The sequence below is a fragment of the Bradyrhizobium sp. 159 genome (assembly GCF_023073795.1).
Lineage (GTDB): Bacteria > Pseudomonadota > Alphaproteobacteria > Rhizobiales > Xanthobacteraceae > Bradyrhizobium.
In genome coordinates, this window is the sequence record NZ_JADPKE010000087.1 from 1 (window position 1) to 23,009 (window position 23,009).

15 protein-coding genes and 11 pseudogenes are annotated in these 23,009 nt (G+C 59.2%); 12 read left to right on the forward strand and 14 right to left on the reverse strand.

Translation table 11 applies throughout. From position 1 onward, the window contains the following. Window positions 1–119: 119 nt before the first annotated feature. The 3 genes and pseudogenes from IVA96_RS25025 to IVA96_RS25035 all read left to right on the forward strand — a co-directional run. A pseudogene (locus tag IVA96_RS25025) lies at window positions 120–963 on the forward strand (IS3 family transposase); the annotation flags it as partial. Window positions 964–1,679: 716 nt separating this feature from the next. Continuing rightward, window positions 1,680–2,924, forward strand: coding sequence for a CoA transferase (locus tag IVA96_RS25030; protein ID WP_247419834.1), 1,245 nt, complete (start codon window positions 1,680–1,682; stop codon window positions 2,922–2,924). Between the two features lie 303 nt (window positions 2,925–3,227). Beyond that, window positions 3,228–3,629: a hypothetical protein gene (locus IVA96_RS25035; protein WP_247419837.1), complete on the forward strand. Its 402-nt coding sequence runs from the start codon at window positions 3,228–3,230 to the stop codon at window positions 3,627–3,629. Window positions 3,630–3,744: 115 nt separating this feature from the next. Here the strand turns inward: IVA96_RS25035 and IVA96_RS25040 are convergent, their stop codons facing one another. Together IVA96_RS25040 and IVA96_RS25045 are read right to left on the reverse strand one after the other, a co-directional pair. Then, the gene (locus tag IVA96_RS25040) at window positions 3,745–5,256 is read right to left on the reverse strand and encodes a porin (RefSeq protein WP_247419839.1); all 1,512 of its coding nucleotides are present in this window, start codon (window positions 5,254–5,256) and stop codon (window positions 3,745–3,747) included. Window positions 5,257–6,158: 902 nt separating this feature from the next. Then, window positions 6,159–7,025, reverse strand: a complete 867-nt coding sequence (locus IVA96_RS25045) for a Crp/Fnr family transcriptional regulator (protein WP_247419842.1) — start codon at window positions 7,023–7,025, stop codon at window positions 6,159–6,161. Window positions 7,026–7,883: 858 nt separating this feature from the next. Here IVA96_RS25045 and IVA96_RS25050 point away from each other — a divergent pair. Beyond that, window positions 7,884–9,081, forward strand: a pseudogene (locus tag IVA96_RS25050) (IS256 family transposase). A 515-nt stretch (window positions 9,082–9,596) separates the two neighbouring features. Here IVA96_RS25050 and IVA96_RS25055 read toward each other — a convergent pair. Then, window positions 9,597–9,992 (reverse strand): hypothetical protein, encoded by a 396-nt coding sequence (locus tag IVA96_RS25055; protein WP_247419846.1) that lies wholly within the window; start codon window positions 9,990–9,992, stop codon window positions 9,597–9,599. Window positions 9,993–10,224: 232 nt separating this feature from the next. Beyond that, entirely contained in the window at window positions 10,225–10,605 is a 381-nt protein-coding gene (locus IVA96_RS25060) for a transposase (RefSeq protein WP_346347911.1), read from the reverse strand. Here IVA96_RS25060 and IVA96_RS25065 point away from each other — a divergent pair. After that, on the forward strand, window positions 10,556–10,702 hold the full coding sequence (locus IVA96_RS25065; RefSeq protein ID WP_247419851.1) for a hypothetical protein: 147 nt from the start codon (window positions 10,556–10,558) through the stop codon (window positions 10,700–10,702). The genes IVA96_RS25060 and IVA96_RS25065 overlap by 50 nt on opposite strands. Here the strand turns inward: IVA96_RS25065 and IVA96_RS35890 are convergent. Further along, window positions 10,681–10,809, reverse strand: coding sequence for a hypothetical protein (locus tag IVA96_RS35890; protein WP_346347912.1), 129 nt, complete (start codon window positions 10,807–10,809; stop codon window positions 10,681–10,683). The genes IVA96_RS25065 and IVA96_RS35890 overlap by 22 nt on opposite strands. 385 nt (window positions 10,810–11,194) lie before the next feature. Between IVA96_RS35890 and IVA96_RS25070 the strand changes: the two are divergent. Beyond that, window positions 11,195–11,600 (forward strand): annotated as a pseudogene (locus IVA96_RS25070) (IS66 family transposase); the annotation flags it as partial. Window positions 11,601–11,717: 117 nt separating this feature from the next. On the opposite strand, the gene ltrA reads toward IVA96_RS25070, so the two are convergent. Then, window positions 11,718–12,971: a group II intron reverse transcriptase/maturase gene (gene ltrA, locus IVA96_RS25075; RefSeq protein ID WP_247419854.1), complete on the reverse strand. Its 1,254-nt coding sequence runs from the start codon at window positions 12,969–12,971 to the stop codon at window positions 11,718–11,720. Between the two features lie 514 nt (window positions 12,972–13,485). Next, entirely contained in the window at window positions 13,486–13,659 is a 174-nt protein-coding gene (locus IVA96_RS25080; RefSeq protein WP_247419870.1) for a transposase, read from the reverse strand. 56 nt (window positions 13,660–13,715) lie between these two features. On the opposite strand from IVA96_RS25080, the pseudogene IVA96_RS35895 reads away from it, so the two are divergent. The 3 genes and pseudogenes from IVA96_RS35895 to IVA96_RS25090 all read left to right on the forward strand — a co-directional run. Further along, a pseudogene (locus IVA96_RS35895) lies at window positions 13,716–14,200 on the forward strand (transposase); the annotation flags it as partial. Then, a pseudogene (locus IVA96_RS35900) lies at window positions 14,180–14,466 on the forward strand (transposase domain-containing protein); the annotation flags it as partial. The pseudogenes IVA96_RS35895 and IVA96_RS35900, both read left to right, overlap by 21 nt. Next, on the forward strand, window positions 14,463–14,651 hold the full coding sequence (locus IVA96_RS25090; protein WP_346347913.1) for a hypothetical protein: 189 nt from the start codon (window positions 14,463–14,465) through the stop codon (window positions 14,649–14,651). The pseudogene IVA96_RS35900 and the gene IVA96_RS25090, both read left to right, overlap by 4 nt. Before the next feature lie 254 nt (window positions 14,652–14,905). Here IVA96_RS25090 and IVA96_RS25095 read toward each other — a convergent pair whose 3' ends face one another. Both IVA96_RS25095 and IVA96_RS25100 read right to left on the reverse strand, forming a co-directional pair. Next, window positions 14,906–15,664 (reverse strand): SDR family oxidoreductase, encoded by a 759-nt coding sequence (locus IVA96_RS25095; protein WP_247419857.1) that lies wholly within the window; start codon window positions 15,662–15,664, stop codon window positions 14,906–14,908. A 923-nt stretch (window positions 15,665–16,587) separates the two neighbouring features. Then, entirely contained in the window at window positions 16,588–18,015 is a 1,428-nt protein-coding gene (locus IVA96_RS25100; protein WP_346347914.1) for an amidase, read from the reverse strand. Between the two features lie 826 nt (window positions 18,016–18,841). Here IVA96_RS25100 and IVA96_RS35905 point away from each other — a divergent pair. The 3 pseudogenes from IVA96_RS35905 to IVA96_RS25115 all read left to right on the forward strand — a co-directional run. Further along, window positions 18,842–18,964 (forward strand): annotated as a pseudogene (locus tag IVA96_RS35905) (transposase); the annotation flags it as partial. 224 nt (window positions 18,965–19,188) lie between these two features. Then, window positions 19,189–19,497, forward strand: a pseudogene (gene tnpB, locus IVA96_RS25110) (IS66 family insertion sequence element accessory protein TnpB); the annotation flags it as partial. Window positions 19,498–19,739: 242 nt separating this feature from the next. Further along, window positions 19,740–20,093: pseudogene (locus tag IVA96_RS25115) on the forward strand (transposase); the annotation flags it as partial. Between the two features lie 96 nt (window positions 20,094–20,189). Here IVA96_RS25115 and IVA96_RS25120 read toward each other — a convergent pair. The 5 genes and pseudogenes from IVA96_RS25120 to IVA96_RS25140 all read right to left on the reverse strand — a co-directional run. After that, a pseudogene (locus IVA96_RS25120) lies at window positions 20,190–20,351 on the reverse strand (transposase); the annotation flags it as partial. 247 nt (window positions 20,352–20,598) lie between these two features. Then, window positions 20,599–22,077, reverse strand: coding sequence for an IS66 family transposase (locus IVA96_RS25125; protein ID WP_247419867.1), 1,479 nt, complete (start codon window positions 22,075–22,077; stop codon window positions 20,599–20,601). Between the two features lie 123 nt (window positions 22,078–22,200). Next, window positions 22,201–22,556, reverse strand: a pseudogene (tnpB, locus tag IVA96_RS25130) (IS66 family insertion sequence element accessory protein TnpB). After that, a complete protein-coding gene (locus IVA96_RS25135; RefSeq protein WP_247419860.1) occupies window positions 22,553–22,765 on the reverse strand; it encodes a hypothetical protein in 213 nt (70 codons plus the stop codon). The pseudogene tnpB (IVA96_RS25130) and the gene IVA96_RS25135 overlap by 4 nt, the downstream one beginning before the upstream one ends. Before the next feature lie 21 nt (window positions 22,766–22,786). Continuing rightward, window positions 22,787–22,894, reverse strand: a pseudogene (locus tag IVA96_RS25140) (transposase); the annotation flags it as partial. Between the last annotated feature and the right edge of the window lie 115 nt (window positions 22,895–23,009).

A 23,009-nucleotide genomic window follows, 5' to 3' on the forward strand; every position in this document is an offset into this window, starting at 1 on the left:
GCCGCGTCGTCGCCAACCTTCAGCGGAGGGCCAAATCGCTAGGCTTCCTGTTGCAGGCCATTCCGGGGGACGCCAATCCGGCTGTTTCTTAGGAAGGCCATTGCGATCTTTGCTGGAGTTCAGAAATGAGATTTCGCTTCATCGAAGATCGCCGCGCCGACTATCCGGTGACGATCATGTGCGACGTGCTTGGCGTCTCGCCCGCTGGCTATTACCCCTGGCGAGCGCGCTCTGAGAGCCAGCGGGCCATTGCCAACCGTGAGCTCGTCGACGACATCAAGCGGGTGCATCGCGACACAAACGGCCGCTACGGCAGCCCGCGCATCCATGCCGAGCTGAGAGCCCAAGGCATCGAGCGGTTGATGCGTCGTCACGGTATCAGAGCCATCATGGCGAGGCCGCGACGGGTGCGCACCACCGACAGCCGTCACGATCTCCCGATCGCGGCGAACTTGCTCGAGCGCACTTCGTCGCCGCCGCGCCGAACCACATCTGGCTCGCCGACATCACCATGTCCAGACTGATCAGGGCTGGCTCTATCTGGCCACGGTCATGGACCTCTACAGCCGCAAGATCGTCGGCTGGGCGATGGCGGATCATTTGCGCGCCGAGCTGCCTCTGGCGGCGTTGCGGATGGCAATCGCGGCGCAGCGGCCAAATGCCGGCCTGATCCACCATTCCGATCGCGGCGTTCAATATGCCTCGGCGGATTATCGCAAGCTGATGCAAGCCACCGGCCTCAGGGCCTCGATGAGCCGCAGAGCCGACTGCTACGACAATGCTCCGATGGAGAGCTTCTTTCACACGCTCAACACGGAGCTCGTTCACCACCGGCACTATGAAACGCGGGCAGAAGCCACACGGGATCTCTTTGCCTATATCGAGGGCTTCTACAATCGAATTCGTCGTCACTCCGCCATCGGCTTTATCAGCCCGATCGAGATGGAGCTAAAAGCAGCTTAACCCTGTCCATTTTTTCGGTGGAAGATCCCACTCGTCTTCCCTGACACCGTCGGAATCATCAGGGTTGATCGCCTATCATACTCCGCAAATCGCAGCCGTTACACGCCACACTACCACAACACAGCCTCTCTAGATGACTGATGCATATCTACCACCAAACTAGGTAGTGTCTCGATCCGAGCTAAATTGAGTATTAGTAACTGGCAGCCGCAATCCAACTCGTCACGGTACGACAACGCGCAACAATTTCTCGTGGTTCATCGTTGCGCGTCTTCGCCCTTCTTCAGGTACAAACCCGAACAGCATCACCACCAGCATTCGACAGGGCCCAATCATACGACATGACCGAGTTATATCGTGTATGCCTCATCATCTTACGGTTCACTTCGCCTTCCGGATCGGTCCGAGTAGGCATGCGAGCTGCCGAGGCTGGGGTGCGCCGCTGCCGCAATCAACGCATTGGTCAGTGCGGGATTAGGTGGACCATTGAATAATCTGCGTCAAGGAGGTGATTTTGATGTGCGTCGCACTTCATTCAAACCTTTTATTGGAGCATGAGGATTCGCAACGTGCGAATCCATCGCTAACAAGTAGGCAAGTTCGATTTGTGGCCTAAGACCAAGCTACGTGCACTGGTTGCTCTGCTAGGCGTGGCATCCGAATGCACCAAGGCGCAGCGACTTACGCTTCGGACACTCAAACAAGGGATTCTTATCATGATCGCTGAGCAAGCAGCCGGTAGGCCGAAGACGTCGAAAAGAAAAGATGCGAGAAATCTTACGCGTCGACCGCTCCACAGCGTGCGTGTCGTGGACCTCACGCACGTTCTAGCCGGCCCAATTTGCACTACCATCCTAGCGGACCTGGGCGCGGACGTCGTGAAAATTGAGAGGCTCGGTCAGGGGGATATATCGCGCAAGGTCGAGCCATGCCACGAGGGCGAAAGCTATTACTTTGCTGCGCTAAACAGGAACAAGCGTAGCTTGGCCCTTGATCTGAAGTGCAATGCGGGCAGGCACATACTTGAACAATTGGTGGAGCGAGCCGACGTTCTCGTAGAGAACTTTCGCCCAGGCGCACTCGAAGCCCTCGGTTTTGGTTACGATCGTCTCCTGGAACTGAATCCCAGTCTTGTCATCTGTTCTATCTCTGGTTTCGGTCAGACCGGTCCCTTGCGAGATTATAAATCCTTCGATCTCGTAGCGCAGGCGATGACAGGGCTGATAAGTCTGACCAGAGAGGGTACAGCACCCTTGCGTATTGTCATTGGCGACATTCTAGCTGGCGTATATGGCTCTGTCTCAATCGCATCGGCTCTGGTCGGCCGTATTGGATCTGGCCGAGGCTGCGTGATTGATCTCAGCTTGTTTGAGTCTCTCCTTACAATATTCCCCTACTTTGCGGGTCGCTACTTGGCTGACGGTGAACTCCCCGCTCCAACAAGCTCTGGCGACGCTATGGCAGTCCCATATGGTATCTACCGCGCAGCGGACGACGACCTCGTTATCGCAGCTTACGGCGACCATTTGTGGCAGTCCCTATGCCGCGCTATCGACCTAGCAGAACTTGCCGCGGATGAAGAACTGAATACAAATGCAGGTCGTCTCAAAAGACGGGAAGAGGTGGAATCTGCTCTGGTTGAACGGCTTAAAACGAAGACCGTCGCACAATGGTGCGACGTATTTGCGGCCGCAGGAATTCCGCATGCGCCGATTGTTAACATTGGCGCTGCATTAGATCATCCACACACACGTTCTCGTGGTATGATCGTCGAGTTCGAACATCCGAAGTGTGGGATGGTCAAAAGCGTTGGCAGCGCCATTCACATAAATGGCGAACCAATCCCCGGGTCTGCAACACCCGGCCCGATACTTGGAGAGCATACGGAACAACTCCTCACGGAACTCGGCTACAACTCCGCTATGATTGTGCGACTCCGCACCGAAGGCGCGGTTGGATGATAACAGCCAAGTTCCGCGTATTTCCATCGCAAGGCTCTCGCCTTTATCGCACAAGTTGGTCGCCGGGCTGGCCTGTCTGCAGAACCACGCGGGCTGGATTGCGCAGTCCAGGGATGATGATCAGCAGTTCCGGCGATGGTGATCGCAAACTTCATACGATAGTGACACTTGCGGAGGAAAACACGACTGTCGTGTTATACGCGCTGGAGTGCCCTACCCGCTGAACATCACCGTGGGCGCGTTTGGAACTCGTTCCGATGATCATGGGGCCCCACCCTGGTGGAGTGGCCCACACGAGCGTGCGTGGGAGAGACCGGTGGGACGGTGGGGCGACCGGTAGTCACGCTTTGTCCTATCGTCAACCCGACGACGCAGGCTGTCACCTTTGAGGTCAATGCTGGAGGCATTTATGCGACCAATGATCGGATCAGCAAGCATGATCGCGTGATGCGATTGCAACACGGGACCTGGCTCTTGATCAACGATGATCCTTTCGTCGCGATCATCGGCAGCCTCAACGACATCGCGGCGCTGGTCGCCAGTTGGCGTCCGGATCCCAATCGTCAAAAACAATTTGCGCGCGCCAGCGCCGGGAAGAGAGAGACAGTGATGCTTTCCCACAGATCTCGTCGCGAACCGAGATCTTGCCCACGCGGCAAAGCAAGCGACCGACGTTCTCTAGCGAAAGCGCAATCGAATGCATGAGCTTTTGCTACCCTAACGTGAAAGGCCCCCGGCGGGCATGCCGGAGGCCTTCTTGGAGGTAACACTTAGATGAGCAAAACTGCCTTTTTCTCCTTCCACTAGGTTGATAGAGAAATCAGAAAGTGCGCTGAGCTCTGAGCAGAAGCGTAAGAGCATTCTGATCCTTGAGCTCGTAAGTAGCAGCAGGCTTGGCGATTGATGTCTGCACAGGCAACGTCACCGTGCTTCCGCTCGCATACTTTTGGTCGAGCATCGTGTATGCGAGCTCGGCCGAGAAGGTCAGGCCTTTAACCGGAGTCCAGCCCGTCCTCGTGCCAACAACCGCGTAGTTGAAATCAGGATTGCAGCCTCCAGGACCGCTCGAGAGCGCGAGGGTCGCGACAAACGCGCCGCAGATATAGCCCTTTGCAGTCGCGTTGTAGCGCACCGCAGCATAGGCGCCGAAGATGCTGGAGACCCATTGCGGGCTCCAGTTGTGGTTATAGCCCCCTGAGATTCCGTAGGTTGTGGTTAGCTCCTGACCCGACCCAGCCACGAAGACCGCGTCAGACACACCAGCGATGCCTACGCTCTGATAAGCACCGGCAATACCGGTACCTCCATACATCGCGTAGCTTGGTGCGCCCGTATAATCGTGAAAGTTGTAGCGGCTTGCGCCATTGGTATAAACGCCTGTCACGCTGACTGAATCCCCTGCCCCAGTCGGGATATTCTTGATCGACAACGCCACTTGACCGGCCCAGCCCCACTTGTCAGCCGGATGACCTGCGACCTCCGTCGCGCCGTAGTAGGCAGCATGGTTGTTATGCGCCGCAGCAGAGGCCTTGAAGTAGCCCCATGCCTGGTCAACAGTAACTGAGCCGATGAGGTCTGGAGCCCTCGCACCACCGAAGTCGCTGGCCCCGTACGCACCGGCGGCAAGTCCGCCAGCCGTCGCCGCGCTCACGTTCCAGATAGCAAGTTGGCTACGGGAAACCGGATCCTCGGCCGAAACCGATGCAGTGACGCCTTGACCGAAATCAAACGTGTACGCGAACTGGTTCGCAGGGTCCCAGCCGCCGGCGCCTGGTAGCTCAATGGCGTTGGCCGCATACTGGCCCCAGGGAGTACTGAACTGGGACGTCGCTTTGCCGATCGTGAAGCCAGCGAATTGGATGAATGCGTAGTAGAGACCGGGGGTGCCGGAAGAGACTTGACTACCGATCGATGATGTGTACGTCGTACCACCTGTCCCGGCACCACTATAGGCTCCACCAGTATAGGTGAAGGCGAACTCACCGAACGTGCGGACCACACCGTATTCGGTGGCGGTGCGCGTATCCACCGAAATGTCTTGACGAGCGCGCCAGCTGTAATATTCGCTCAGGCGGTTCTGCGCGCCTCCGACAAAACTGGTTGGCGCGTCATAATGATAGCTCGTGCCGAGTGTCGTTTCAGCGCGCAGATAGCCGCCCAATTTGATGCAGGTGTCGGTGCCCGGGATGTAGTAGAACCCAGCACCATACAATGAGCAGACCTTGACGTACTCGATCGCCTTAACCTTGACGGGGAGATCGGCCGCCTGCGCACCGCCGATAGCGATCAGACCTGCCGTCGAACCCAGAAAGAGGCTCTTCGCCATCTTCATGAAAAACTCTCCAGTTGTTTTAACTCAAGAATGGCTCGTCTCGCATTCAGGAGATTAGCCACTTTCGCCCCCAATCATTCCCGACCTACAGGGCCTTGCTCGAACATCACGGATTGATCGAACCCACTGATGTCGCGGTGCGGACCATTCCGCCGCTCGCGTTGTTACGTTGACAGATCGTGCTACTTAATGGCGCGAAAACTTCGTACGAAACGGACGAACGCGCGCAGGCGCCGGGACAGCGTGTTTAGAGCGCTTCACAATCGTACGATTTGAACTTTATCTACTAAAAAGCGGTACGTTTCGTACCGAGTTAACGGTCCTCTGTATCGCCATCGGTCGATGCGTCGAGCATCTATGGTGCGCACACTCCATCCAAGAGTTGCAAGCATTTCGGACAAATGGAACAATGGAGCTCAAGTCTGTTGAGCGTCATTGGACAATGCGTGCAGGCGCACTTCCTGAACCAAGCTTCGAGAGAACGAGCAGAGCGAGCCGTCCTAGTCGCAACTGCCCGGGGGGAGATCGCAGCTGAACTTACTAACCGCAGGAATCGGCTTCTTCGAATTTGCTGCAAGCAACCGCTACGAAGATTGATTGTATTCTTCTAATGCACTGTGAGCGAATGGAAACGACATGCAGTGGCTGCCTCGCTCAGCTCGCATGGAATGCTCAGTGAGCAGCCGCGCCGGGATTGCCCGCTCTCCGCTGCCGATCAACACAGTCCGCGCTTGTCCACGTCCCAGACCTTCTCGAGCTGAACGAGCTGGTCGCTTTTTGGGCAGCTGTTGATATTTACCCGAGTTGCGGCGTACGTGTGCTTGTCGGTTGGTAGCAATGCCGGAGGAGAGACCCGCGACAGCCCGGTTCGCGCATGCAACCGGACCAGTTGTGATTGTCTGCTAAATTGAGCTGAAGTGGGAATCGAACCTGCCACACGCCCCATCGATCACTGAGCTAACGCACTCAGTGGCGAAATAGGCACCGGCAATGAGCTTATAACAACTGCATGCCTTCTGTTCGAGGCAACGCCGATCCCTGATCTGCAATATGCCACGCGTTTTTCGAATCAATTCTTGCTGTTCGAAGCGGATTAGCGTTTCCGTCACCCCAGGGCGGCGCAATCCCAACATACAAGAGAGATAGTCATGGGTAATTGGAAGCACATCAGCATCGAGAGCGTCACTCGCCAAACAGAGCCAGCACGCCAACCGTTTTTCCCGATCGTGTCGAACACCGCACAATCCCGTTTGAGCGCAATGCAAGTTCTGCGCTTGGACGTACCGAACGAGATGCTCACGTATTTCGGAGCACTTGGGCAAGAGGCGTCGCAAGTCCTCGACAGGGATTCTATGCGCGCTTCCGGGAACGAGTACAACAGATTGACGCGTGGCAAGATGCCCTCCGGCTAGAAGCGAGGCTCCGACCGCGCCTCGATGGCCTATTACCGCTGTTTCAAGGATGCTTTCCGCCGCTAGGATCCTCAGCGACACGAGGCCCGATTCTATGAAGTAAATGTGCTCAAGTTGCTTTTTAGGTTCTTGAAGGATCATGCGTTCTCTCAGAACGACCGGCTCAAGGTATTCTCCTATTGCCGCGAGTTCTTGAAGGGCAATGCTCGCAAGAATCCCGTTTTTCACAAAGGGCCGCGTCCTGGAACGCACTGCACTCGGTCGATAAAGCAATCGCTGCGTGTCCGATGCCTGTTTAAAAGCTGCGGCTTCAGAATTGTCGCGCCCGGCGGAGACGGACAGGAACTGGTCGGTCATACTGCGCTCCGTCTCTTGGGTGAATTCGTAGCGGTCAACCCCTTTTGACCTTCAGCATCATTTCTTCTCAATTTTAGCCGTCGGCCGCGTCCGATCCATGCAATCGGAGCCAGGTTGAGGAGCGATTCCTGCAATAAAATGGGATCAGTGATGTATTCCATCGTGCGATGCTTTTGCGCATATCAGCTTCTTATTTACAGCCTAACGTCGTCCATGGAGGGGCCTGCGGTTTAGCTTCGGGCCACTTTTTTGAGGATAGTACCAAATGCTGTCGTTCTCCTCCGCCCATCACGATCTTGAAAGACGCACCCGTAGCGCATTCGGGTAAATCGACTGAAAAAGCTGATCGCCTGAGACGTCATACCGGCTTTCCGGACGCCTTAACGCTGGGCGTCCAATGCTACGCCCAGCATAGTTGGCTCTGTTGATTCGCGAACGGAACGAGCATCAGAACCACGGGTCGAGCTGCGCGACCACGATCAACTTTTCCGCTCAGATGTCGGTCTCTCTGCCCCACGCACACCTTGCCGCCGCTGGCGCAGATGGCCGACCAGCAGGAATTGAGGTTTGTTTACCGTTCCGAACTACTAAGCATTCCTACCCGCCTTCCGCACACCGTGCCAGGCCCGGTGCCTGTCGGGCCACCCGGTTCGATTCCAAAAACGTCTCTAGCTCGTACTTCAATCGAAAGCTTTCCTCGCATTACAGTTCGGCAGACGCCAACACCTTGGAGCGAAGCTTCCCGGTTTCATTCGCTAGGGTAGTGTGCGGGAGGTTCTGCAAAAGCTGAGCGGCTGAAGCGGTCATGATAGTCCGGTGGCTGCGAAAATCACCTCTCGTAGAGGAGCAAGGACCACCATGACCGTGACGAAGATTAGGGCGGATGTCTCTGCCGTCAAACAGCTTTTGGCGTCGGACAAGGAGTTCCTCAAGCCGCTGATCCAGGCCGCTGTGCAGGAGATGCTCGAAGCCGAGATGGCGGAAACGCTGGGTGCGGAGAAAGGGGAGCGCACTGAAGCACGGCTTGGCTATCGCTCCGGCCACTACACACGCTCGCTGATCACCTGGCAAGATCGAGCTGAAGGTGCCGCAGGACCGGCAGGGGCGGTTCTCGACCGAGCTGTTCGAGCGCTATCAGCGGTCGGAGAAGGCGCTGGTTGCGGCGTTGGCCGAGATGTACTGCAGGGCGTCTCGACGCGCAAGGTGAAGCAGGTCACCGAGGAACTGGTGGGGCATGCCTTCTCGGCGTCTGCGATCAGCGCGATCAACAAGCGCCTGGATGCCTCGCTGAAAGCCTTCTGCGAACGCAAGCTGAGAGAGCCATTCCCCTATCTGATCCTGGACGCCCGTTACGAGCGGATCCGGGAGGACGGGATCATTGCCAGCCACGCGGTGCTGATCGCGATCGGTGTCGACTGGGAAGGCCGGCGCCAGGTGCTCGCGGTCGAGCTCGCCAACCGGGAGAGCCGATCGAGCTGGAAGGAGTTTTTAGAAGGGCTGAAGACCCGTGGGCTGCATGGGGTGGAGTTCGTCGTCTCCGACGATCATCCGGGCTTGAAGAAGGCGATCCCCGAGGTTCTCACCGGCGTGTTCTGGCAGCGCTGTTACGTGCACTTTCTGCGCAATGCGCTCGACTATGTGCCGCGCAAGGTCGACGACGATTGCCTGCTCGAGCTCAGATGGATGTACGACCGGCGCGACCTCGCGGAGGTGCGGCGCGATCTGGCGGCCTGGCTCGCCAAATGGGGTGGCAAGTACCCCAAGCTCACCGGCTGGGTGGAGGAGAACATCGACGAGACTCTGACCTACTTCCGCCTGCCGCTGGCGCACCGCAAGCACATGAAGTCGACCAACATGTTGGAGCGCCTCAATGAGGAGATCCGGCGGCGGACTATGTGGTGCGAATCTTCCCCAATGCCGAGAGCTGCTTGCGGCTGGTCCGCGCCTTGACCGTCGAGCGCCCGAGCGCCACGAGGCCTGGCTCGAGGATCATCGCTGCTTGAACATGGATCTGCTCAAGGAACACAAGAAGGAGGCATTACGCCAGGCGGCCTGACGATGCTCAGGCCCACCAAGGGGATGACGCCACCCCTCTCCGCCGCCGTCGCTCGCCCGCTGCGCTCTTGGGTGAGGCGAGCGACGGCGGCTCCGAGGGGATGGCTCAACCGGATGATCGATTTTGCTGAACTTGGCGCACAGAACTTTCGCTCGTTTGGTGACCTCAATGCGCCCTGACCGTCACCTCGGAGGTTCTGGACGCTGCACTCTGCGCATCGAAGCAATGCCTTGCTCGTTGCCACTTGCTCCCCCGATGGAATTGACCACGGTCTTGGCTATTTCCGAGATGCGTCCAATGATCACGCCAATCGCTGACCGCGCGAACGGACCAGTTGTCGCCGTCTGAATGCCTTCAATGTGCGCACTGATTTCACGTCGCCTCGGCGGCTTCCCTGGCGAGATCCGTCACTTCCTGGGCTACAATCGCAAAACATCTGCGGAATTGTCCGCACGCGCAGCTCAGATCGTGGCATTAAGGGCCAGCAAGATTTGCCATCCAATCCGGCGGTCGATTCAACCGCGCTGCCGATCCACTCCGCCGCGGCGATCAGACCTGCGATGCGACATAGATGAATTCGACCTTGCGAACGGCTTCTCTTGCCATATTTGCGGTTCTTCCACTCGCCTGCCGATCTTGAGACTGTTTCCGGCAGCCACATCTAGCGAGAGTTGCTGGCCGTAATTGGGCGTGTGGGTGGGACCACGTGCGGATTGCTTCGCGTTCGAAGGAAGCAGACGAGGCGCTGTCGACCACTTTACCCACAGCGATTTCAAATTTTCTGGCCAGCCTGACGATATCCGCTCTCTCCGCCGCTCGGCGGGCGCACGATCTTGTTCGCGCTTTGCATCGAGTTCGGTCTGGGTTTTCTTGAAGGCCTTTTGTTTGAACATTTCAACCGCTTTGGCCATCTCCCCACGTTCATCTTTCCGGCCACGTCCCGGCAAAACGACATGGAGCGACCTCACCAAGCGTAACCGGCAAGTGAGGGCTGCGGGATGATTGCGCGGTGCGGTGGCTCGATCCGACCCCGGACTGAAGAGTTTTTTTGCATTCCCAAGACACAGCTCATTGAGCCAACCTTGCAGCGCGCTGGCGATGCGGGCCGAGATGTCCGCCAGCCAGGCTGCGGATCGATGCCGTTTAGCTTATCAGCGGCGCCATGATGGCGGCGCGGTCAGCGCCGCGTTCTGAGCCGGCGAACGGCCAGGACTTGCGGCCGAGAGAGAACCGCGCAACGCGCGCTCCGCTGCATTGTGTTGTCAGGAAGATCCGCCCTTGATTGATGAAGCGAGTGAACCGATCCCAGCGGTGCAACATGTATTCGATTGGCTTGGTGACCGATGAGGAGTTCGATAGAGGAGCACGCTGCTCGCGCAGGCACGCTTCCAGTGGGTGCGCTTTGCTCTTTGCGCACCCGTAGACGCTGTTTGGCGCCTTGGCCGCTGATGCCGCGCTCCATATCGAACAATGCATGGATGCGCTTGACCGCCTCGAGGGCAATCGCAGAGATCGCGGCAGCATTCTCGTCTCGCCTCGCACGACCGGCGACGCCCGCCAGCTCGAAGAACTGCCCCCTGGCGTGGGCCCCAACCTGCGTTACACGAACTTTGACGTGTAGGCGCGGATCAGTTCAACGATTTGGGATTTTACTTCGGCCGGGAGCTTCGACTGCCGCTCCAACCGCAAAGCAACCGCGAGACCGAGGAGCTTCTTCGTTGTGCTCATCTCGATGTCCCAGTGACTATCGAGGCATGTGCCAGCGGCGGATGCCCATCCGCTACGCATACGTCCGCCGAGCAAGCTCTTTCGGATCTTCTACCGCCTACGGAGTATCTCTCCGGCGAAGCCCGGCGAAGGCCGCCTTGTGTAGTTTGCGAGGCGGCGTGAGGATTTGACCTTAGGTCTAGCTTTAAGGTCACGTCCGGCGAGACGGTCTGCGGGGTCGCGCGCCGACACGGGGGCTCATAGCCTTCTGTTCACGTGGAAGGGATCGACTGGCGGAATCCACAACGATCTGGCGACCGGGAAGCGCGGGTTGAGCACTAAATCCAGCAGATTTTGCAGCTTTTTCGGGGGCCCATCGCTTCCAACCAGTGATTCACTGTACCGCATGAATGCTGAGCGCGACGCTGTTTCGGATGACATTGCCGCCCTGAAAGCAGGGCTGGCAGCCGAGCGCGCCAAGGTTCTGGAGACCAACAGCTGAACTCGCGGTCGCCCGTGCGAAAGCGTCTGAGGACGAAGCGCTGATTGCAAGCTGCAAATTGCCAAGCTGAAGCATCAGATACGGCCAGCGGTCGGAGCGTTCGTCGCGCCTGATCGAGCAGTTGGCCTTGACGTTCGAAGAGTTGGAAGTGACGCCACGAAGACGAGCTGGCGGCAGGCGCGCTGTGGCCAAGTCGACAACGGTGCGCTACGCGCAAGCGCGGCGAACGTCAGACGTTCCTGAGCATTTACCGCGCGAACGAGTAGTGATCGATCCCCCGACGGGTTGCGAGTGCTGCGGCGGCAACCGTGCCGTATCGGTCTTACTCTTGGCCGGCACCGGCATCGTCGGGTGAGTAGGCCGGAGGGATTTCACCTCCAGCCTCTCGCAGAACCGGGCGTGAGACTCTCGCCTCACCCGGCTCCCATCAGACAAGCTTGCCGCCATCGCCAAGTTGCCAATGCACAAAGAGCCTGCGGTTCTCACTCGCGATCTTCTCCAGGAAGAGACGCGCGCGTCCTAAGCGGTGATGGAAGCGCTTGTACTTTCGCTTCAACCAGATAGCCAACGTCTGGTTGATGTAGCGCGCCAAAGGATAGAGCGCCGAACGCGTGTATTGCCCATAATAAGCGATCCACCCCCTAACCATCGGGTTTAGTTCGCGGGCAATATCGTCCAACGTCACTTCGGTTCGCTTGCGAAGTTTCAAGCCGCGGATCGTCGCTCGCATGGCGTTCAGCGCTGGTTTGCTGACCGCCGGAGTGAACCCGTAGAACATCCTCTGCGAACGCGGCCCCAGGACCGATCGCGGCCGGAAGCAATAACCGAGAAAGTCAAACATGACCGTCTCGCTTTTGCCCCGGCGTCGGTCGTCCTTGCAGTAGACGATCCTCGTCTTCGTAGGATGCAATTCCAGGCGGCACTCCGCCAGCCGAGCCTGGAGCGCTTCGCGAACGCTTTGCGCCTCCATCTCATTCCGACAATGTACCAACCCGTCATCCGCATACCGACACCACCTGAGATCGGGGAACGTCCGCGCTATCCAGAGATCAAATGCATAGTGCATGAAGAGGTTGGCGAGGATCGGGCTCACCACGCCCCCTTGTGGGGTGCCGCGGCTTCGCTCGATTATTGTTCCATCCTCTTGCACAATCGGCGCTGTTAGCCATCGTTCGATGTAGAGCAGCGCCCATGCACACGTCACATGTTTCCGGACGGCCCGCAGCAAGAGCTCGTGGTCGATGTTGTCAAACAATCCTTTGATGTCGAACTCTATAACCCAATCGTACTTCCAGCATCGCTGTCGCGTGACGCCTACCGCATCGAGAGCCGATTTGCCGGGTCTGTAGCCGTAAGAATCCGCCAGAAAGATTGCGTCGAGAGCCGGCTCAATCAGTTGTTTGACAACCGTCTGTGCCACGCGGTCTGCCACAGTGGGCACCCCGAGGATCCTTTGGCCTCCACTCTTCTTCGGAATGGACACGGCGCGAACAGGGGGCGGGAAGTAAGCGCCTGAGCTCATTCGATTCCAAATCTTGTAGAGATTGTTCTTCAAGTCGGACTCGAACTGCTCGATCGTCACTCCGTCGACGCCAGCTGCGCCACCATTGGATCGCACCTGCAGATATGCTTCGTACACCTCTCTCTTATCGATGTTGAACGACTTGCTCGGCTGGTTCATCGACGTCCTCCTGTTGCCAGTTGCGACGATGGCCAGCCCACCTGACCCGATCCCTTCGCTCCGGCCCCATTACGAGCCTTCGTCGCTAATACGGATCGGTCCGTCCCAGTGCTCCGCGTCGGTACTCTCGCCTCACGGTCTTCTCCGCTTGTGCTTCCCCCTTTCCATCGGAGCGACTGGTTCCTGCAGTTCCGCGACAGCGCCTGCATCCGATTCACGCCCCCTCAACGCCGGTCGCCGCCCACCCGGTCATCAGGCTCCCAGCCGGCTCATCCCAGAGGGACGACACACCTCTGGTTCTGACGACGATTTCCACGTAACGACGGTTCATCGGTGGGTTCATTTTCATTCGTCTCTCGGACGCGTATCCGTTCGGGTATCCCCGACCGTTAGCTTCAACGCTCACGACCGCGCCTCTTAAGCGAAACCGCTTGAAGTGATTTGAGACCTACTCCTGAAAGTCGATCCCGAGGGGCCTGCCCTCATCGCTACCGCAGCTTATGCACACAGATTCTCAGACCATCTCGATCATCCTTTCTGTGTGCTTCTGCAGCACACTATCATCGGCATGCAGGCGCTCGGGCGCCATCACATGGGCTTTGACCAGGCGCAGCAGAGCATCCAGCGACGCACTGACCGATCCCCCGGCGTGCGCCATCGTCGACGGTGCGATCGGCACGCCTTCCATGCTGGATCTACGTCCGGGACGATCGGCCGTTTGGCGGCGCCGGGCCGCTGGCGGCGATGTTCTACTACTCCCGCGGCCATAGCGGAGAGCATCCCCAGGCGCATCTCGCAGGGTATGCCGGCATCCTTCAGGCCGACGCCTGTGGCGGGTACAACCAGCTCCATCTGGCGGGATGTCATGGTGGACCGATCCGGGTAGCGGCGTGTTGGGTCCATGCGCGCCACCCATTCTTCGTAATGGCGATATCGAAGAGATATGCGCGTCGTAAGGCCAACGGCAAGAAAGAGATCCCGCTCTCGCCGATCACGGTCGAGGTCGTGTGGCGGACCGATGGGCTGTTCGAGATCGAGCGCTCCGTGAACGGCAGGAGCCCCGACGAGGTCTTCAGGAGCGACTTACGCTGAGCCGGCCCCGGATCGAGGACCTGCAGGTCTATATGCGGGAGCAGCTCGCCGGCTGTCGCGTAGGCACGACCTGGCCAAGGCGTTCACATCCTGAAGCGGTGGGCGAGCGCACGCTCTTCCTGGAGGACAGACCAGTCTGTCTCTCGAACAATGCCGCCGAAAGAGGCTTGCGAGGCAGCGCTCTTGGACGAAAATCTGGCTGTTCTTCGGCTCTGATCGCGGCGGACGGCGCGCGGCTTCCATGTATAGGTTGATCAACACGGCCAAAATGAATGGCATCGATGCACAGGCCTGGTTCACGGATATCGTTGCCCGCATCGCCGCCCACCCAGCTCATCGGCTGGACGAACTTCTGCCCTGGAATTGGACACCGGCATCAGCACTCTCCGCTCAAGCCGCATGACCACGTACGTCAACGAGGTCCATCACGTCTCTACCATCACCAAGGTCGCGAGGGACCTCGGCGAAGACGAAGACTGGCTGCGAGACGTCGCCAACGAAATGGAGATCGAGGACAGAGCCATCTGGGTCTTTGGCGTTGGCGAAGACAGCGTCCAGGCGTTCACCGACTTCGGCATCGAAACCTGATCGAGCTCGTCAGGTTCTACAAAGAAAAGGCCCAAGCTGCTCACGCGCTGGCAACGGGAATGATCCAACCAGCCTGCGGCCTACGGGCCTACCCTACGAAGGGGCGTCAAACGATTTCTCGCTTAACCGCAGGAACGCGCCGTCTGGCTCCGTCGAATTGTCATATTGATGGCGGTCCAGCTCTGTGACCTTCGTTCAGCCTGAGTTATCAGCGAAAACGATCGTCTCACTCCGAGCTCGAGTCACGGCTGGGTCTAGGCGATTGTGAGGCCACCATCGACAGGAACAGTAGCGCCCGTAACCATCTTGGCACCGAAACCAAGGTAGACAATGAGTTCCGCGATGTCGGCTGGCTCGGCAATGCACTTCAGCAGGGGCTTTTCTACACCAGCGCGCAGTGTCTCTTCCGGCCAAGGCATCCAGGGACTGTTAATGAAACCAGGAGAGACGGCATTAACGCGCACTTCAGGAGAAAGCGCCCGGGCGAGATTCTTCGTCAGATTCACCACGCCGGCTTTTGCAGCAGCGTAACCGATGGTGCTACCGCGCAGGTCAAATGCAGCCACTGATGCAAGGTTTACGATCGCGCCCCTTGAAGCTTTCAATGCTGAAGCGGCGGCCTTAGAGCACCGAAAGACGCTAACTAGATTCACCTGAATAAGAACGTTCCAAAGCTCTTCCGTCATAAGATCGAGACGTTCCGGCGGAATAACTTGTTGTACCACCGGACTACCGGCATTATTGACAAGCAAATCCAATCTGCCCAATGCAGATACCGCATTCGAAATCATTCGATCGGCTGACGCCGACTCGGCGACGTTCCCGGGAGCCGCGATTACTTCACCGTACTCCCGTAGGTCGGTGACGGCTTGCGGCCCTCGGGCATCATCAGGGAGAAAGTTCAGGGCAACTGCTGCACCGGCTTCGACAAGCATCTTGGCAGTAGCAAACCCAACGCCACTTGCCGCGCCTGTCACGAGCGCTGCCTTTCCATTCAAGTTATAGGAGATCATCGAACCGATCCAAAGTTGCTTTCTCGTCCTGCATAGTAGCGCGCCGCCCCGATTGAGTAATGCAACATTAGCGAAGTTTCGCTTAGATGCTGCGTTCATAGAGCCTTTCTTGATTGATTTCTACTGACCCGATTGCCCTGTATAGAACGTCTTCAAAGCCATGAGCGCGCCTTGAGTGCATGCAAAACACACTTTGTTTCTGTTTTTGTTTAAGAAGGACGGCCTTCTGAATGGAATGCTCCGTACGCGCCCCTGATGGATCTTAAGCACGGCACGTATCAGCCGCGCCGAATAGGCGCCGCAATGCTTCTCCGTGAACGAAATCTCATCTCTGAAGGCCGGCAAAAGATCGCGATCAACTTCCTAATAAAAAACCCGATCGGGCCCGCTTGGACTGCCAGTAACAAGCTCAGAGATTTGGCTTGGCAAAAGCCGCTGGCGATAGGATGCACCGAGCGTCGTATCGCTCCGCCGGACGGTTATTGGTACCAACAGTAACAGTGCGGCTGTCCGACTAGACGATCTCCGGTGCGCGAAGACAAAACCTTGTCGTGAGACCTCGTTGCCTGGTGCTAGGCACAGTCAGGAGGCGAAGTGCTTGCCCTCGGCCATGCCCTCAGATACCAAAGAACTTCAAGAACCGGTGAAAATTTGGTCAGGATCGAGCACGCTGTACGGCGCGGTCCTGACAGCGGGTCAGCTCAAGGCCAAACAGATCAACGCGCCGACCTTCGGCCGCCGTCGAGGGCACCATCGACAGCAGCCTCAGTCTGCCGTTCGCGCCGAACCTGATCGAACGCGACTGAACCAGCGGCGACGAGCCGGATCTTGCCGACCGATATCATTGAGCAAGGCGCCAGAAAAGGCGAGCCCGCAGCAACCAAACTCGCAGAGCCACAAGCAACTCGAAACACCGTGACCACTCATCCTCTGAGAACCGGGGGGTGTCGTTCGTGCCAGCGAAGTTGCTGCTGCAACCCTGCTGCAACCTGAAGCAGCGTAGCCTCGTCTCCGTACCGCCCCACTAGTTGTACGCCCAATGGCAGCCCGTCATGGAATACGCCCACAGGAAGTGAAATCGCGGGCACTCCGCAGGTGTTGATCGTTGAGAGATATTCGCAGAATGCAAACTGCTGCTCGTAGGAGTGGGTTTCGTAGGCACCTTCGCCTTGGCGGAAGGTGTGAGCGGGATAGACGGGGCACAGTACGACGTCATAGCGCGCAAGTCGTCCGGCTATGTCGCGTGCACTGTTGCGAACCGTCTCGATGTCGCCCGCGAATGTGATCGCATCGACTGATTTGCCTTGTTCGATTAATGAGAAGGTGGACGGCTCAAAGTCGTCAACGAGCATGCGCGCTTCCAGCGCGGTTTCCATTGAGGTGACCCGCTGCGCTAGTTGGACCGCGATGATACGCCCTCGCGCTGCGCGACAGGCCTCTGTGAACAGGTTGAGTTCACACGGTTCGACGCAATGTCCAGCATTCTCCAACAGGCGAGCTGTGTCAATGAGACAAGCGGCAATCTCAGGGTCGATCTTGAATCTCAACGGCAGCGTGGTAGCGAGGCCAACGCGCAGCCGTTGGGGCTCCCTAGCAGAAAGCTCCACGAATGACTCATCGCGCGTCGGGGGCGTGAAATAGTCCCCCGGGTACGGACCGCTCGCTACGTCCAAGTACGCCGCCGTATCGCGGACAGTCCGAGACAGGCAACCGAGTACTGTCCCCGTCGGATTTTGCCAAGGATCGGGAATTCGCCCACGCGAGGGTTTCAGCCCGACGAGGCCACAGAAACTTGCGGGCCCCCGGATCGATCCTCCCCCATCACTTCCACCTGCGATCGGGACTAGCCTCGCCGCGACAGCAGCGCCTGCCCCTCCGCTAGAGCCTGATGCCGAAAAGGCGAGATCCCAGGGATTCAGCGTTGAGCCATAGAGCTTGGGCTCGGTCGTCCAATCCTGACCCATTTCCGGAGAATTGGTCATGCCGAATGGAATCAAGCCGGCCGACCGCAAGCGTCGTACTGACTCACTGTCTCTCTGCGCAACTGGGGCAAGCCGATGGTAGAATTTCGAGCCGTTAGTTGTTCGGAAGCCTGCCACTTGCACTCCAAGGTCCTTTTCAAGGTAAGGAACCCCAGAAAATCTTGAGTTTGGTTGGCGCGCGCGGGCGTGGGAACGCGCAAGCTCATAGTTCCAGCTGACCAATGCGTTGATGCGTGGGTTTATCTCTTCAGCCTGGGCGATTGCGGCTTCCATGAGCTCAGCGGGTGTAACTTCCCCATCTTGAACTAATTTCGCCAGACCCAGTGCATCGCTGTTTTGATAAAGTGCTCGAATGTCTCGGGATGACATCGTGATTGCTCCAAATTGCGGGACGATCTCGGCCTTGCCGAGCTTCCGAACCTTGAGTGGGAAGGCGGAGGTTTTCTTCCGTCTTCAGGCGCTTGCAAATTCGCTCTTGAAACAGCCCTGCTCGAGTGCGGCGCTTACCCAACTAGGCCGCTAACTCAGCGCGCTCCACGATGCTGCTTCTTGACGGCGTGGACGTCCTAAGAGCGCGGGCCCAACGTGTGCGATTAACCAGACGACACCTTCCTTGCCCGAGAGTTGCAAGCCTCGCCCACAGAACTTTGTGGGCGCAAAGATGCTATCAGCCCGCGAAGGAGAGTTACGCTGATGTTACCCTTCGGCTAGCCGAAATCCTGCATCAACAGAGCCGAGTGCGAGGATTTAGGTTCTGATACTCATGCGCGGCAAATTGAATGTGAACGCATCGAGCTTCGACCGGAGCAGCAAGCCGGAGGGTTGCCCGGGGCGATTTCGCTATCTCAGAGAGCGTGTCGCTTTTTGTCGCTATCGGGGGAGCTACATGACTTCGTGTATGAGTGCTGTTGTCGTATTTGAAAGCTAGACTGACGACCGGCTGTGTCGGGCTGCCCGGCTGCGGAGCCTGCAGCTTGACGCCTCCGGTGGCGCCGCAGCTGCGCAAGCCGAAGCGTGACCTGATCGAGCTGCGGGCGGTCTCGAACGTAAGCGGCGTGTGTCCCGCACCTTGTTTGGCGTGAGCGGATCGGCAACATGCGAGCCGTCATATACAGTTAGGTTCGCATATATGGTTGACGATATGGTCGACGCTTCGGAGCCACGGGGCCGGGTGGATATCCAGGTTGGAGCGGGGCGTCGGCGACGGTGGAGCGACGCGGTCAAGGGGCGGATCGTGGCGGAGTCATATGCGCCGGGCGCTGTTGCGTCCGAGGTGGCGCGCCGGCACGGCCTCGCGCCGCAACATCTCTTCCTTTGGCGCAAGGCCGCGCGTGCCGGTGTGCTGAGCTTGCCGGCGGAGGATGGGCCATTCTTTGTTCCGGTGGTATCGGAGCTGCACCCGGCCGCTGGGACGACCGCGGAAGCGGCAACGCGGAACGCAACAACGATCAGCATCGAGATTGGTGATGCGGTGGTTCGGGCAGCGGCCGGGGTCGATCCGGAGTGGCTGCGCGATGTGCTGCGGGCCGTGACGGCGACGACATGATCGCGGCTTCGGCGGGCGTAAGGATCATGATCGCGACGCGGCCGGTGGACTTCCGTAAAGGCGCGGATGGTCTGGCCGCTCTGGTGCGCGAGCAACTCCATGATGATCCATTCGCGGGAACGATTTTCGTCTTCCGTTCAAAGCGCGCGGATCGTTTGAAGATTTTTGCCTGGGACGGGTCCGGGCTCGTGCTGCTGTGGAAGCGGCTGGAGCATAGCGCGTTCCGCTGGCCACCGATCAGCGATGGCGTGATGCGTTTGTCTGCCTCACAGCTCGCCGCGCTGATGGACGGCCTGGCCTGGACTGGTCGCGCCTGCATGCCCGCGACATTGCTCAGCCGAGCGCAACGTCATAAACCCTGTGACCAATTGGATCACGTCGGCTGCAATATTCCACAACGGCCCACGAACCAGCTTGAGTGCCGGGCGTGAGCGAGACCACGGATCAGCTTCCGACCGATATTGAGGCGCTGCAGGCGCTGGTTGCCGCGGCACGCGCAGAGCGCGACGCTGCGATCGCAAAGTGCGACGCTGCGATCCCGAACGCTTCGGGCAAAGCGACAATCGCCGAGCACATCCGTTACGCTTTGAACCACTGGGGTGGCCTGACGCGATTCCTCGACGACGGCCGCATCGAGCTCGACACAAATATTGTCGAGCGGAGCATCCGTCCTCTTGTCCTTAATCGCAAGAATGCGCTGTTCGCTGGGCATGATGAGGGCGCGGGGAACTGGGCCTGCATCGCTTCGCTGATCGAGACCTGCAAGCTCTGCGGCGTCGAGCCGCAGGCCTATCTGACCGACGTCCTCACCAGACTCGTCAACCTCTGGCCGGCCTCGCGTCTGGACGAACTCATGCCCTGGGCGTGGAGCGCCGAGCAAGCTAACGGCCTCGCCGCTTGATGAACTCGCTTCCTGGATCGCGACCGATCCAGCCGGCTCCATCGCCACCGGCTCTGTGCCTTCCGGCATCTTCAACAACCCGTCGCGCACCGCCTTGCGCCAGGCCGACAAATGCTGCGGCGACAGATCATGGCGCCGCGCGACGTCCGAGACGATCGCGCCCGGCACAACGGATTCCGAGACAATCCGTCTCTTGACCTCGTCGCTCCAGCGCCGCCGGACCCGTAGCTGCGATGCGTCGACAACATGCTCGATCATCTATGCAAACCGTCCTCTTCAAGACGGAACTCATTTTGCCTATCTGCTCAACAGCAACAAGGTGCGGAAGACACGCCGCTTACTCTCGAACATCGAAGGCCGTCAGTTGACTCGCCGGCGGCGGCGCGGAGAGGGGCTGGATCACCTCGACGGATTTCCTGCAATGTGGCGTATCAGACAGAAGACTGCGGTTCTCGAGAATCTGGATCTATTATCGCATTTCGCGCAACAACGGTAAGCGTCGTTCTCAGGCCACGGCTTTGAAGGCTTGAGCGCGGTAGGCCCAGGGCAGTAGCTGATCGATGTCGCGGTTTGGATGCCCGTTGACGATCCTGGTCAGGACGTGGGCGAGATAGGCGAGCGGATCGACGTCGTTGAGCTTGCAACTCTCGACCAGGGACGCGACGACAGCCCAGTGTTCGGCACCGCCGTCGGATCCGGCAAATAGCGCGTTCTTGCGACTGAGCTTGATGCCACGGATTGATCGTTCGACCGTATTGTTGTCGAGTTCGATACGGCCGTCATCGATGAAGCGCGTTAAGCCTTGCCAGCGCGAGAGGGCGTAGCGGATGGCCTCGGCGAGCTTGATCTTCTGGCTGATGAGAGCCAGCTTGGCGCGCAGCCATACCTCAAAGGCATCGGCCAGTGGTCGGCTCTTCTGCTGCCGCACGAGGCGACGCTCCTCCGCGCTGCGGCCGCGGATCTCCTTCTCGATCGCATAGAACGCGGCGATGTGCTTCAGCACCTCTCTCGCGATTGGAGCGGGGCCGGCTGTCGCGAGTTCGTAGAAGTTGCGCCGCATGTGCACCCAGCAGAAGGCGAGCTCGACCTCGCCGCGCTGGGCAAGCTTTGGATAGGCGTTGTAGCCATCGACCTGCAGGACGCCCTTGAAGCCGGCAAGATGGCTGAACAGCCGCTCGGCTTTGCGGTCGGGTGCATAGACATAGGCGATGCCGGGCGGATCGAGGCCGCCCCAAGGCCTGTCGTCGGGGGCATAGGCCCAGAGCTGACCGGTCTTGGTGCGCCCTCGACCGGGATCGAGCACCGGCACCGTCGTCTCGTCGGCGAACAGCTTGGACCTCGCGCGAAGCACCGTGAGAAGGCGCTCATGCAGCGGGCGCAGATGGAAGGCGGCATGCCCAACCCAGTCCGCCAACGTCGATCGATCGAGAGCGATGCCCTGGCGGGCATAGATCTGGGCCTGCCGGTAGAGCGGCAGATGATCGGCATATTTGGACACCAGAACCTGGGCGACGGTTGCCTCCGTCGGCAGTCCGCCCTCGATCAAGCGGGCCGGAGCCTCGGCCTGCAGGACACCATCTTCGCAGGCTCGACAGGCGTATTTGGGACGTCGGGTGACGACAACGCGGAACTGCGCCGGCACCATGTCCAGCCGCTCGCTTTTGTCTTCGCCGATCTGGTGCAGTTCGCCCTGGCAGCAGGCGCAGGTCTTGGCGTCGATGTCGACGACGACCTCGATCCGCGGCAGATGCGCCGGCAATGCTCCGCGATTGCTGCGGCGCTTGCGCGCTCGTTCGGCCCGGCCTTCCGGGGCTGTTGCCTGCTGACCGGCCTCGGCGGAGGCCGCGACCTGCTCGACATCCTCGAGGCCCAGCAGCATCTGCTCCTCAGGAAGCGACTCCGCTTTCCGGCCAAAGCGATGACGCTGCAGCTCCTTGATGATCTGGCGCAGCCGCTCGCTCTCGTGCCGCTCGGCCAGCAGCATCGCCTTCAGCGTCTCGGGATCATCAGGCAGGTTCTCGCTCACAAGCAAATCAGAGCATATTCGCGCCCGCCTGACGACGTGCTCGATGCCCCTGATTCACTTCGCCGCAGCGCGGGCCCACAATTATCCGGCTTGCGTCGGGACGACCGTCTCCCGTGCCGCGTGGACACGCCGCCAATCAAGTCCTTCGAGCAGCGCCGACAATTCCGCCGCCGACAAACGCATCACGCCATTCTCGATCTTCGGCCAGCGGAAGACGCCTTCCTCGAGCCGCTTGGGAACAGGCACAAACCCGTACCGTCCCAGAAGATCAGCTTGATCCGGTCCGCGCGCTTGGCTCGGAACACATAAACAGCACCCGAGAACGGATCGGCCTCCATGTGCTCGCGTACCAACATAGCAAGCCCCTCCATTCCCTTGCGGAAGTCGACCGGCTTGGTTGCCACCATCACCCGGACAGTTCCGGACGGCCCGATCACCGGCTTGCCTTCAGCGCATGGACAATGGCCGCAATCATCGCCACGTCCGCGCCTCGGCCGGCCCGGATAGTGACGCCTTCCGCTTCGATCTCGATGCCCCCGACATCCGGCTTGCCCTTGCGTCGCGCTGTCTTGCGCTCATGGCCAACAGCCACGGCCGGTACCATGGCGTCTACCACCGCCGGTACAAACGGCGGATCGTCAGCCATCGGCGTCGGCAACCGGCGTGCTTGCCGGCGCCAGGTGAACACTTGTTGCGGGGTTAGCCCGTGTCGCCGGGCAATCTCGGAAACGACCGCGCCTGGTACCAGCGTCTCCTCGACGATCCGGGCCTTGTCATCCTTGGAGAACCAACGTGAGCGTCACGATAGGATCACCGGTGCCCGGGCTTGACTTGCGCGGAATGCTCTGGATAGCGCGGTCGGGATGATTGACGCCGCCGGCGCGCGGTGA